The 12,031-nt window shown below is 57.1% G+C and carries 11 protein-coding genes and 1 tRNA gene; 7 read left to right on the forward strand and 5 right to left on the reverse strand.

The features are described from left to right. Positions 1 to 6 precede the first annotated feature (6 nt). The 3 genes from ACTQY1_RS07075 (at position 7) to ACTQY1_RS07085 (ending at position 4,444) form a co-directional block, all read left to right on the forward strand. Positions 7 to 681, forward strand: a complete 675-nt coding sequence (locus tag ACTQY1_RS07075) for a ComF family protein (protein WP_022487100.1) — start codon at positions 7 to 9, stop codon at positions 679 to 681. Between the two features lie 84 nt (positions 682 to 765). After that, entirely contained in the window at positions 766 to 2,577 is a 1,812-nt protein-coding gene (locus tag ACTQY1_RS07080) for an ABC transporter ATP-binding protein (RefSeq protein WP_441373940.1), read from the forward strand. Further along, positions 2,570 to 4,444, forward strand: coding sequence for an ABC transporter ATP-binding protein (locus ACTQY1_RS07085; protein WP_441373941.1), 1,875 nt, complete (start codon positions 2,570 to 2,572; stop codon positions 4,442 to 4,444). Before ACTQY1_RS07080 ends, ACTQY1_RS07085 begins: the two co-directional genes overlap by 8 nt. A gap of 62 nt (positions 4,445 to 4,506) precedes the next feature. On the opposite strand, the gene ACTQY1_RS07090 is transcribed toward ACTQY1_RS07085, so the two are convergent. After that, positions 4,507 to 5,058: a PH domain-containing protein gene (locus tag ACTQY1_RS07090; protein ID WP_329777923.1), complete on the reverse strand. Its 552-nt coding sequence runs from the start codon at positions 5,056 to 5,058 to the stop codon at positions 4,507 to 4,509. A gap of 127 nt (positions 5,059 to 5,185) precedes the next feature. On the opposite strand from ACTQY1_RS07090, the gene ACTQY1_RS07095 reads away from it, so the two are divergent. Together ACTQY1_RS07095 and alr are read left to right on the forward strand one after the other, a co-directional pair. Beyond that, complete coding sequence (locus ACTQY1_RS07095; RefSeq protein ID WP_441373942.1) at positions 5,186 to 6,190, forward strand: nucleoside hydrolase; 1,005 nt, start codon at positions 5,186 to 5,188, stop codon at positions 6,188 to 6,190. Positions 6,191 to 6,278: 88 nt separating this feature from the next. Next, positions 6,279 to 7,448 carry an alanine racemase gene (alr, locus tag ACTQY1_RS07100; protein WP_441373943.1) on the forward strand — a complete coding sequence of 390 codons (1,170 nt, stop codon included), beginning with the start codon at positions 6,279 to 6,281 and terminating at the stop codon, positions 7,446 to 7,448. A gap of 37 nt (positions 7,449 to 7,485) precedes the next feature. Here the strand turns inward: alr and ACTQY1_RS07105 are convergent, their stop codons facing one another. The 3 genes from ACTQY1_RS07105 to ACTQY1_RS07115 all read right to left on the reverse strand — a co-directional run bounded on the left by ACTQY1_RS07105 (position 7,486) and on the right by ACTQY1_RS07115 (position 9,219). Continuing rightward, positions 7,486 to 8,220: a DUF554 domain-containing protein gene (locus ACTQY1_RS07105; protein ID WP_022487094.1), complete on the reverse strand. Its 735-nt coding sequence runs from the start codon at positions 8,218 to 8,220 to the stop codon at positions 7,486 to 7,488. A 92-nt stretch (positions 8,221 to 8,312) separates the two neighbouring features. Then, positions 8,313 to 8,567 (reverse strand): TIGR03905 family TSCPD domain-containing protein, encoded by a 255-nt coding sequence (locus tag ACTQY1_RS07110; protein WP_441373944.1) that lies wholly within the window; start codon positions 8,565 to 8,567, stop codon positions 8,313 to 8,315. A 55-nt stretch (positions 8,568 to 8,622) separates the two neighbouring features. Next, positions 8,623 to 9,219, reverse strand: coding sequence for an HD-GYP domain-containing protein (locus ACTQY1_RS07115; RefSeq protein ID WP_022487092.1), 597 nt, complete (start codon positions 9,217 to 9,219; stop codon positions 8,623 to 8,625). A 425-nt stretch (positions 9,220 to 9,644) separates the two neighbouring features. Between ACTQY1_RS07115 and ACTQY1_RS07120 the strand changes: the two genes are divergently transcribed. Next, on the forward strand, positions 9,645 to 10,412 hold the full coding sequence (locus ACTQY1_RS07120; RefSeq protein ID WP_441373945.1) for a basic amino acid ABC transporter substrate-binding protein: 768 nt from the start codon (positions 9,645 to 9,647) through the stop codon (positions 10,410 to 10,412). 416 nt (positions 10,413 to 10,828) lie between these two features. Next, a tRNA-Ser gene (locus ACTQY1_RS07125) sits at positions 10,829 to 10,919 on the forward strand. A 97-nt stretch (positions 10,920 to 11,016) separates the two neighbouring features. On the opposite strand, the gene ACTQY1_RS07130 is transcribed toward ACTQY1_RS07125, so the two are convergent. Further along, entirely contained in the window at positions 11,017 to 11,805 is a 789-nt protein-coding gene (locus ACTQY1_RS07130) for an HAD-IIA family hydrolase (RefSeq protein WP_022488351.1), read from the reverse strand. Positions 11,806 to 12,031 lie beyond the last annotated feature (226 nt).

Raw genomic sequence — 12,031 nt, forward strand, 5'->3', positions numbered from 1 at the left:
TGCACCATGTTCTCATCCATCCTTGCCCTGCTCCAGTCCCTGTTCTATCCCCACTGCTGTCCCGGCTGCGGGGAGGAGGTCCGGGAACCGGGGGTCCTGTGCGGCCGGTGCCGGGAAGGGGTGTGGCATCCCCGTTCTTTCCATCCCGGGAGTCTGGACTGTCCCCATGTGGACGGGATGTTCTTCCTGTTGGATTACGCCGGGGCCATCCAGAAAACCCTCCAGCAGGCCAAATTTCAGGGGCGGGAGGACCTGCTGCCCCGGCTGGGGGAAGAATGGGCCCGGGGGATCCGCCAGGAGGGGAAATTCTCCTGGGACCTGCCTCCGGAAGTGACCCTGTGTGCCACCGGCATCCCCACGGATCCCCGGCGGCGGAAAAAACGGGGATACGACCTGCCGGAAGAAATCTTCCGGCCCTGGTGCCGGCAGGAAGGGTACCGGTGGGAGACCCTGCTGATCCGGAACCGGAGCACCCGGCCCCAGTACGGCCTGACCCCGGAAGAACGGAAAAAGAACATCAAAGGATGCTTCACCCTGGTCCGGCAGGAAAATCTGCCGGATATCGTGCTGCTCTGCGACGACATCTGCACCACCGGCAGCACCTTGGAAGAAGCCGCCCGGACCCTGAAGCAGGGAGGAGTGAAAAAGGTTTATGCGCTGGCCCTGGCCAGTGGGAATTGATAAAGGAGCTGTTGCCCGTGCAGCAGCTCCTTTTTTATGGTAAGCTATAAGGTAGTTCATACTAACGGAAACAGGGGATGTGCTATGGAAAACAACAACCGAAAATCAGGGGCAGGGGTTTCCCGCCAGGGTTCCTGGCTGATGATGCTCCGGTCCCTCCGGGAATTCAAAAAAGATGCTCTGCTGACTCCCATTACCGTCATGGGGGAAGTGGTGTTCGAGGCCCTGATCCCCTATGAAATCGCTCTGCTGGTCAATGAGGTGAAGGCCGGCTGCGGACTGGACCGGATCCTCCACTATGCGGGGATCCTGCTCCTCATGGCTCTGTGCGCCCTGGCCTGCGGCTATGTGGCCGGGATCACCTGCGCCCGGGCTTCCTGCGGGTTTGCCAAGAATCTCCGCCAGGACGTGTTCTATCAGATCCAGGAATTTTCCTTCGGGAATATGGACCGGTTCTCCTCCGCCTCCCTGGTGACCCGCCTCACCACGGACATCCAGAATATCCAGATGGCCTTCATGATGCTGGTGCGCACCGCCTTCCGGGCCCCCTTCAACCTGCTGGCCTCCTTCTTCATGGCCTGGTACATGGGGGGACGGATGGCCCTGTGCTTTCTGGTGGTGATCCCCATTCTGGGCTATGGACTGTATAAAATCGCCGTGCTGTCCGTGGGCCTTTTCCGGAAAGGCTTTCTTCAGTACGATGCCCTGAACTACAAGGTGGAGGAAAACATCAAGGGCATCCGGGTGGTGAAATCCTTTGTCCGGGAAGAAACGGAAATCGCCAAATTCGATGAAACCGCCCGGAAGGTCCAGGCCATCTTCACCAAAGGGGAACGGTACGTGGCCCTGAACAACCCGCTCATGCAGATCTGCATTTACGGGGTCATGATTTTCCTGTTGACACAGGGCTCCCGGCTCATCGTTACTACCCGGGGCCGGCTGCTGGACATTGGCCAGTTTTCCACCCTGCTCACCTACAGCTTCCAGATCCTGGGATCCCTGATGATGCTGTCCATGATCATGGTGATGCTTACCTTTACGGAAGAATCGGTCCAGCGGGTCCGGGAAGTGCTGGAAGAAGCCAGTACCCTCACTTCTCCGGCTGATCCGGTGAAAACCGTCCGGGACGGCTCTGTGGATTTCCAGGGGGTCTCTTTTCAATATGAAGGGAGTACCGGGGAACCGGTGCTCCAGGACATTACCCTGTCCGTCCGGAGCGGGGAAGTGGTGGGGATCGTGGGAGGCACCGGCAGCGGCAAATCTTCCCTGGTCCAGCTGATTCCCCGGCTCTATGACGTGACCCAGGGTTCCGTCCAGGTGGGCGGGGTGGACGTGCGCCGGTACGACCTGGAAACCCTCCGGGAAAACGTGGCTATGGTGCTCCAGAAAAACCTGCTGTTTTCCGGTACGGTGGCGGACAACCTGCGCTGGGGAAATCCCCATGCCACCCGGGCCCAGCTGGAAGAAGCCTGCCGGTGGGCCTGTGCGGACGAATTCATCCGGCGGCTGCCCAAAGGATATGACACCTGGATCGAACAGGGGGGGACCAACCTGTCCGGAGGCCAGAAACAGCGGCTGTGCATTGCCCGGGCCCTGTTGAAACGGCCCAGGATCCTGATCCTGGACGACAGCACGTCGGCAGTGGACACCCGGACGGATCGGGCCATCTGGGACGCCCTGGCCACGGCCCTTCCCGGCACCACCACCTTCATCATCGCCCAGCGGCTGTCTTCCGTGGAACGGGCGGACCGGATCCTGGTGCTGGACAAGGGACGGATCCACGGTATGGGTACCCATGGAGAGCTGCTCCGGACCGATGACATCTACCAGGAAATGGCCCGGTCCCAGAATCTGCTGGAAAAAGAAAGGGAAAAGGAGGGGATGCTCCATGGCTGAGAAGAAAAACATCTTCAGCTGGAAAAAAGCCTGGCGGTTCTTCCGGACCCTGTGGGGGTTCTATCCCCGGCTGCTGCCCGGGATCCTGGTGCTGATCTTCATCAATGCGGGGATCCTGTCCCTGCCCGGGATCTTCATGCAGAAGGTGGTGGCCGTGCTGGAAAGGGCCTGGAACCAGCAGCTGCCCTGGGCGGCGGTCCAGCCGGAAATCTACGGCTATGTGCGGATCCTGGCCCTGCTGTACCTGGTGAGCCTACTGGCCAATGTAACCTACAACCAGCTGCTGGCGGTATTCAACCAGGGGAGTCTGGCCAAATTCCGGGAAAAGCTGTTCACCCATATGGAAACCCTGCCTCTGGGGTATTTCGACCGGCACCAGCGGGGGGACATCATGAGCTATTACACCAATGACGTGGAAGCCCTCCGGCAGATGATTTCCCAGTCCTTCCCTCAGTTGTGTGTCACCGCTGTGACGCTGACGGTGCTTTTGGCCATTATGCTGTATTACAGCCTGTGGATGAGCCTTGTGGTGGTGGGAGGCTCCCTCTGGTCCGTGGTCATTACCCGGAAAGTGGGGGGCCGGAGTGCCCGGTATTTCATGGAGCAGCAGCACACCCTGGCGGACTGTGAAGGCTTCATGGAAGAAAGCATCAACGGGGGCAAGGTGATCAAGGTGTTCAACCATGAGAGGGCAGCCCGGGCGGAGTTCGACCGGGTGAACCAGGCTCTTTTTGATGCCTCCTGCAAAGCCAACCAGTATTCCAACACCCTGATGCCCATATTGAACAATGTAAGCTATCTGATCTACATCATCGTGGCGGCCTGCGGAGGCCTGTTCCTGGAAAAACAGGTGCCCAACCTGTCCCTTTCCGGGCTGCCCTTCAGCCTGGCGGTGATGGTGCCATTTTTGGGCATGAGCCGGCAGTTTGCCACCAACATCCAGATGATCTCCCCCCAGATCAACGCCATGGTCATGGGCATGGCCGGGGCGGAACGGATCTTCGGGCTTTTGGACGAAAAACCGGAACAGGACAGCGGGACCGTGGAACTGCGGCCTCTGGAAGAAGGCACTGGGGTCCGGCACTGGGCCTGGGTGCTGCCGGGAAAAGCGGGAAAGGAAGAACTGCAGCCTCTCCAGGGAGAGGTCCATTTCCGCCATGTGGATTTCGGGTATGAAAAGGGCAAACCCATCCTCCAGGATATTTCCATCGATGCCCTGCCCGGCCAGAAAATCGCCCTGGTAGGGGCCACCGGCGCCGGGAAGACCACCATCACCAACCTGCTCACCCGGTTCTACGACATTGCTTCCGGGTCCATCACCTATGACGGGATCCCTCTGGAACAGATCCGGAAAGGGGCTCTCCGCCGGTCCCTGGGCATGGTGCTCCAGGATACGGTGCTGTTTACCGCCACGGTGCTGGAAAACATCCGGTACGGACGGCTGGACGCCACCGATGAGGAATGTGTGGCGGCGGCCAAAAGGGCCGGAGCGGACGATTTTATCCGGCACCTGCCCCAGGGGTATGCTACGGTGCTGAAAGGGGCCGGTGCCGGGCTCAGCCAGGGCCAGTGCCAGCTGCTGGCCATTGCCCGGGCGGCGGTGGCGGATCCTCCGGTGATGATTTTGGACGAAGCCACCTCCAGCATCGACACCCGGACCGAACAGATTGTCCAGCGGGGGATGGATGCCCTGATGGAAGGGCGGACCGTATTCGTCATCGCCCACCGGCTGTCCACCGTCCGGAACGCGGACCAGATCCTGGTACTGGATCACGGCAGGATCCGGGAGCAGGGAACCCATGAACAGCTGCTGGCCCAGAAGGGGATGTACTGGCAGCTGTACACGGGAGCGTTTGAGCTGGAATGACAAAAAGGGGACTGTTGCATGAGCAACAGTCCCCTTTTTGGGGCCGCGGCTGAGGCTGTGAATCAATTCACAGCCTCTTTGCACTTCTTTATGAACTTCTCCGGATCCCGGACGTAATCATACCGGATCGCTTCTTTGCCTTTTCCGATAACCAGGGTGCCGTAGCCGGCTTTCCGGCCCAGGAACCCCTGTTCCATGGTCATCTGGGCGGCCATGTCCAGGGGAATCATGTACTGCTTCTTCTTGAATGCTCCTTTGAACAGCACCAGCCGTTTGTTGGTAAGGAGCAGCAGCTGGGATTTATAGTACATGAACCGGAAGCAGAGCCAGATCAGCCCTGCCGGCACGTACAGAATCAGCACCACCAGAGGCCAGAAAAAATACATCAGGGACCGATCCGCCCGGGCCAGGGGTTTCTCTTCTTCTTCGTCCATGGGCCGGGTTTCCGCCTCTTCTGCCTCATCTTCCGCCGGCAGGTTCGGGGCGGCTGCCTCCTGGGAAGCCTGGGCTTCCGTCTGTTCCGTCTTTTTTTCTTCCGAAGCGTCCGCCGCTGTATCCGGGGACGCCTGGCTGTTTTCCGCTGTTTCGGGATTTTCCTGCTGATTGGGTTCCATAGCGCATCTCTCCTTCATGATTGTCGTCTTCCCCGATTATACCATATCCGCTTTCCCTTGCCACCTTTCTTCTTCCGTACTATACTATTCCATGGTTATTTTTGACAATGGGAGGTTTGGTACCTTGGTGAACATACAGAAAAAACTGGCTTTGCTGGTGGCAGGCCTGATATGTGCCTGTACCTTCAGCATCCCCGGGATTTCCGGAGCTGCGGCAGGAGAAACGGCAGGAGCCCCGTCCCTGGTCTTTGACAGCGATCCGGGCAGCGATGATGCCCTGGCCCTGTTTCTGATGAAGCAAAGGCAGGTAGTACCGGATTTGGTTCTGGCTACCTATGGCAATGCCCCGGAAAAGCAGACCAGCAGCAACCTGGTGCTGGTCCTGGGGGATCTGGAACTGGATCTGCCGGTATACCACGGGGCGGACCGTCCCTGGAAGGGGAAAAAGCCCAGATACCGGGAACCCGGATTCAACGGGAAGGATGGTCTTTTGGGCCTTTCGGATACCTTCCGGGATAAAAACGAAAAAAACGGCCGGAAACTGGTTCAGCCCGGCAGCCTGGAAGAAGCCCGGGAAAAACTGAAACAGCACCGGCACATCACCTATGTGGCCACCGGCCCTCTGTCTACCCTCGCAGCCCTGGTCCAGGATCCGGACATCAAAAGCCGGATCGACCAGGTGTACATCCTGGGAGGCCAGTTGGCGGCTCCGGATCCGGAAACCCCGGGGGAAGCCAACTTCGCCTGGGACCCCAAAGCGGTGAAAATCGTAATGGAAAGCGGATTGGACATTACCCTGTTCCCGGTGGAACTCACCGGTACCCAGTACATTGAAGAAGAAGAGATCCAGAATCTGTCCCGGCAGGGTACCTGGCCGGAATTCCTGGATCTGATCCGGGCCAACCAGGCTGCCCATGCCAAAGCCGGGGAAGAGAATGCGGCGGTGCTGCCGGCTATTTTCCCGGTGCTCTATCAGCTGGCTCCGGAACAGTTCGCCGTGGAGGACCGGCGGATCACCGTGGGCAAGAACGGACAACTCCAGGAAAATCCCCAGGGGACCCTGGTCCATGCAGTGCTGGGCGTGAATCCCCGGTATCAGTGGAAAGCCCTGGAAAAGAGCTTCGGTCAGTAAACTGTGCCCTGGCCGGAAAAATGTGGTATCATAAAGCAGAGAAATGGGCCTGCCTTGAGCCGAGGCCTTCTGCAAAGGGGATATGAACATGAAATCTACGCTGCGCCGTACCTGGGCGGAAATCGATCTGGACGCCCTGGCCTACAACTATCATAAAATCCGGGAACACATCGGACCCAAGGTGAAATTCCTGGGAGTGGTGAAGGCGGATGCCTACGGCCACGGAGCCGTCCAGGTGGGGAAACTGCTCCAGTCCCTGGGCGCCAACTATCTGGCGGTGAGCAGCATCGACGAAGCCATGGAACTCCGGTTCAACGGCATCACCATGCCCATCCTGATCCTGGGCCATACCCCCCGGGAACAGGTGGACCGGCTGATCTGCTTCAACATCACCCAGGCGGTGACCTGTGAAGCCAAGGCCCTGGAATACAGTGAAGAAGCCGTGAAGTACGGGGGAACCCTGAAGATCCATGTGAAGGTGGATACGGGCATGTCCCGGCTGGGGTACATCTGCGAGGGAGATTATTTCGAACACGGGGTGGAGGGGATTATCCACGCCTGCAGTCTGCCCGGGCTGGAGCCGGAAGGGATCTTCACCCATTTCGCCGTGGCCGATGAACCGGGAGAAGAGGCCCTGGCCTATACCCGGCACCAGTTCCAACTGTTCAAAAATGTCTGCGACGAAGTGGAAAAACGGACCGGAAAGAAATTCAAACTCCGCCACTGCGCCAATACCGGAGCCACCACCCTGTTCCCCGATACCCATCTGGACATGGTCCGGCCGGGGCTGCTGCTTTACGGCTATGGAGAACACGCCCGGATCCTGGGGCTGAAGCCGGTGATGGCGGTGAAGACCACCATCAGCACCATCAAGATCTATCCCAAAGGGACCAGGATCAGCTACGGAGGCATCTACACCTGTGACAGGACTACCCGGATGGGGGTGGCGCCCATCGGGTACGCCGACGGGTTCATGCGCTGCCTGTCCAACCGGTGTGGTTTCGTGACGGAGCAGGGCCTGGCTCCCCAGCGGGGACGGATCTGCATGGATATGTGCATGGTGGACCTGACGGACAAGCCGAAAGTGGACGTGGGCAGCGAACTGGAACTGTTCGGCACCCACCAGTCCCTGGATGAATTGGCCGCCCTGGCCGGCACCATTCCCTACGAAATCACCTGCAACATCAGCAAGCGGGTGCCCCGGGTGTATGTGCAGGACGGGAAAGTAGTGGAAAAAGAATTGCTGCTGAGAATGTGAAAAACGGGGCTGTTGCATACGCAACAGCCCCGTTTTCTTACAACAGCGGTACGATTACTCCGCTCCACACCGCCGACAAGGGCATCACCAGGGCCATGGCCGGGATCATATCGGCTATGGGGAAATCTTTCAGCTGGAGCATCCGGAACCCGGTGGCCAGGAGCAGGGTGCCTCCGCAGGCCTTGAAATCTCCGATCATGTCCGGAGTGCAGAAGGGCAGCAGGGCATTGGCCAGAACGAACAGGCACAGGAAGATCACCAGCTGGGGCAGGGCGATGAAGCTGACGATGATCCCCAGTTCACAGGCAAAAAGGGCTGCCGTAGGCAGGTCCATGATGGATTTGGCGATGAGGATGCTGTGATCCCCGGCCATGCCGGACACCATGCTGCCGTAGATCCCGGTGCCGCTGGCGCAGAACAGCACAATGATGGTGATCAGCCGGCTTTCATATTCTTCCCTGGGAATCAGGCTGTCCCCAGTGGAAGCGGGCAGCACCCGGCTGATCAGTTTTTCCAGGTTCCGGGATCCGTTGACAATCCGGTCCCCCAGGTGGATCCCCAGGCCCACAATGGTGCCGGCAATCACCGCAAACACCACCGCCGGCAGATTCTTCATGAAGGTAATGGAGATGACTCCCATCAAAAGGGCACAGGAGCCGAACACTGTGGTCAGCTTCTCCTTGAAATCCTCCGAAAGCCGCGGCCCCAGGAAATTCCCCAGGATTCCCCCCAGTACCACCGCAGCCACATTCATCAAAACCCCAATTGGCATAACAAATCCCCCTCAAAAGTATGTATCATTACTATTTTACTATAAATTGGGCATGAAAAAAAGGGCTGCACCCAGTGTGCAGCTCTTCTTTCTTATTCTTCTGTCAACGCTTCTTCCACACCTTTGGCCAGTTGATCGGCACAGGAGGTGGCTTTATCCCCGCAGGTGTTGCCTTTCAGCAGTTCCACCGCATGGCGGGCATCGGCGCCTTCCAGCAGTTTGCTGATGGCGGACAGGTTGCCGGGGCAGCCTCCCTGGAAATGGATATTGTGGAGCTTGCCGTCTTCCAGACCGAATTCAATCTGGCGGGCGCAGGTTCCCTGGGTCTTTACGGTAAAGTTTTTCATGGGTGTGTACTCCTCAAAAGATTTATGGGCAAACCGGAGGTCCGGTTGTGCTTTCTTAATGATTGGCAATGGAGGCGAAAAAGGCCTGGACCACATCCGGGTCGAACTGGATCCCGGCCAGATCCCGGATCACCTGGGGGCTTTTGCAGCCGGCAATCTGCCACTGACGGGTGCAGGGATTGCATTTCCGGTCGTAGAAATTGGCCACGGCGATGATCCGGCTGCCGATGGGGATATTGACTCCCTTCAGCCGTTTGGGGTAGCCGCTGCCGTCCCAGTTTTCGTGGTGGTGGAGGATGATTTTCATGATATGGGCAAAGGCCGGGATATTTTCCACCATGCTGGCCCCGGCTTCACAGTGCCGCCGGTAGGCCGCCCGTTCCCGGATATTGAAATAGGGATATTTGGCCAGGATGGTGTTGGGGATGGACAACTGCCCGATATCATGGAGCAGGGCCGCCGTTTTGATGCAGCCGACCTCGTTGAGAGGCAGCCCCATTTTGATGGCCGTGGCAGCGGCATAGTTGGCCACCTGCTGGCTGTGGAGAAAGAGCCCGTGGCTTTTCAGTTCCAGCAGTTTCAGGAACCCCTGTACGATTTCCGTGGTATCGGTATCTGTGGGAAAATCCAGGAATTGGGGAATGGTGATCATGAGAATTCGACCTTTGCTTGAGATTTCTATCCGCTTTCAGTATACACTAAAAACGTTCCTTTGTGAATTTCCGGTTGCCAAAGTTTTCCCCGGCTTTTATAATAGAACAAACAACTCAGGTCTGTGGTTGCAAGTCGATGCCAGTTGCAGGCAAAACGATCCACGTAAGCAATGAAAAGCCATTGTGAGCACGGTGCAGCTTAGAAGTAAGTCCTGCCGCGAAAAGCGAGAGAAGCAGTAGTGGGGAGCATGAGGCTTAGGAGCGAACCTTCCAGCAGGCGGGTGTGGGGGCGAAAACCAGGTCAGCTGAGTTGTTTTTTTGTATTTTTATTAAAAAGCTGTTGCATAATAATACATAGAGTCGTATAATTAATCCCAATCAAAGCCATACAATACGGAAAGGGCTGAATGAGGGAGGAATAATTATGAAAAAGATTCTAGCTGCGATCTGCCTGTTCGCTGCACTGATGGGAACCCTGGGCTGCGGAGGCAGCCAGACTGCCGGAACCAAACCGGCGGAGAAGAAGGAACTGATCGTAGGGACGGAGCCTTCCTTTGCGCCCTTTGAATTCCCGGACAAACAGAGCGGAGAGCTGACCGGGTTCGATCTGGACCTGATCAAGGCCATGGGGAAAAAGGCCGGGTTTGAGAAAGTCACGGTGAAAGGCATGGGCTTCGATGCCCTGATCCCTGCCCTGGACGCCGGCAACATCGACGTGGCCATTGCGGGCATGAGCATCACCGATGCCCGGAAACAGAAGGTGAACTTCACGGATCCTTACTATGAATCCGGTCTGGCCACCGTGGTCCGGAAGGACAACAACGCCATCAAGAGCCTGGAGGATCTGAAAGGGAAGACTATCGCCGTCCAGCTGGGGACCACCGGGGCTGACGCCGCCGGGAAAATCGAAGGGGCTACGGTAAAGACCTTTGATACCTCCGATACCGCCTGCCTGGAACTGAAGAACGGGGGAGCCGATGCGGTAATCAGTGACCTGCCGGTGCTCCAGTACTTCCTGAAACAGGGGGGCAGCGAATATGCCAAGATGGTGGGAAAACCCACCAAAGGGGACATGTACGGCATCGCCACCGCCAAAAAGAACAAAGCGCTCAGCGACAAGCTGAACAAAGCTCTGGGAGAACTGAAAAAGAGCGGGGAATATCAGAAAATCTATGACAAGTGGTTTAAGTAAAGGGGTTGCTGCATGAGCAGCACCCCTTTTTTTGGTCGCGGGCTACTGGATAGAACCTGTCCTTCGACCAGGTTCTTCTTATTGTGTATAACCGTAGGGGGCGCAGGCCCGGCGCCCCGCAAAATGCACAGATAATCGATGATTTGGCGGGCTGCCCGGCGTGCAGCCCCTACGGTATCGATTTACACGTTCAAAAATTTGCCTGCAAATTTTTCATTTGGCTCGAGACCCGAGACTGAGCCGCTATGCGGCTCACGAGGCCGGGGTGTTGCACATAACGTGCAACACCCCCTTGTCAGCGGTCAGCGGCCGACGGAAGGCAAATGCCGGGTATTTGCCCTGCCATATCCCCTCTAAAAAAACTGTTGACAGAAACCAGCAAATCGTGTATTATAAACAAGTCAGCTGATTCAAACGGAGTGGTACTCAAGTGGCTGAAGAGGACGGTTTGCTAAATCGTTAGGGGGGTTAAACCCCGCGAGAGTTCGAATCTCTCCCACTCCGCCATTCAAAATCAAAACCTGCCTGTGGGCAGGTTTTTTTGTGCCTAAAAAAGGCGGCTGTAAAAAATGAAAAATCATTTTTTACAGCCGCCTTCGGTCCCTTATTTCTCCGGTACCAGATCCCCGATACCGTTGAGGATGTAATGGGGCTGATAGGAAAACTGCTTGATGTTTTCCCGGTTGGAGACCCCGGTGAGCACCAGCACCGTTTCCATGCCCGATTCCACCCCGCCGATCACATCCGTATCCATCCGGTCCCCGATCATCACCGCGTCTTCCGAATGGACCCCCAGCCGTTTCAGGCCGGTGCGCATCATCAGGGGGTTGGGTTTGCCGATGAAATAGGCCTTTTTCCCGGTGGCCAGTTCGATGGGGGCGATGAGAGCCCGGCAGGCCGGGATGATCCCCCGGTCGCTGGGGCCGGTCATGTCGCTGTTGGTGCCGATGAGTTTGGCTCCCTTGTGGATCAGCTCCGTGGCCTTGATGATCATTTCATAATTGTACCCGTTGGTTTCGCCCACCACTACATATTCCGGGTTCACGTCGTTGTAGGTGATGCCTGCGTCATACAGGGCGTTCATCAGCCCATGGGCCCCGATGATGTAGGCGGAGCAGCCGGGGGCCTGGGTCTTCAGGAAATGGGCCGTGGCCAGGGCGCTGGTGTAAAAGTGGCTTTCTTCGATGTCCAGTCCCATGGCCTGGAGCTTTTTCCGCAGTTCCAGGGGAGACCGTTCACTGGAGTTGGTCAGGAACAGGAACTGTTTCTTTTCCTTCTGGAGCCAGGCCACGAATTCCTTAACACCGGGCAGCAGGGTGCTGCCATGGTAGATCACACCGTCCATATCACTGATAAAACCTTTTTTCGAGCGGATAATATTTAAATCACGCATAAAAAACCTCCTTGTTGCCAGAAAATAATTCTTATTGTTACATTATGACCTTATTTTCAGAAAAACACAATAAGATTCTGCAAAGATCTTGTTAAAAAATGGTAAAATTTGCGCCATTTTCTCCGAAAAAGACATACTTGCCCTCCGGGAAACCCTCTGCCCGTGCAAGCACGGGGCCTTTCCCCCTTTCAGGGGGACACAGGCCTTCGGCCAACCACCCAACCAC

Origin of the sequence: Acidaminococcus sp. HCP3S3_G9_1, from assembly GCF_052122455.1 — a bacterium.
Lineage (GTDB): Bacteria > Bacillota > Negativicutes > Acidaminococcales > Acidaminococcaceae > Acidaminococcus.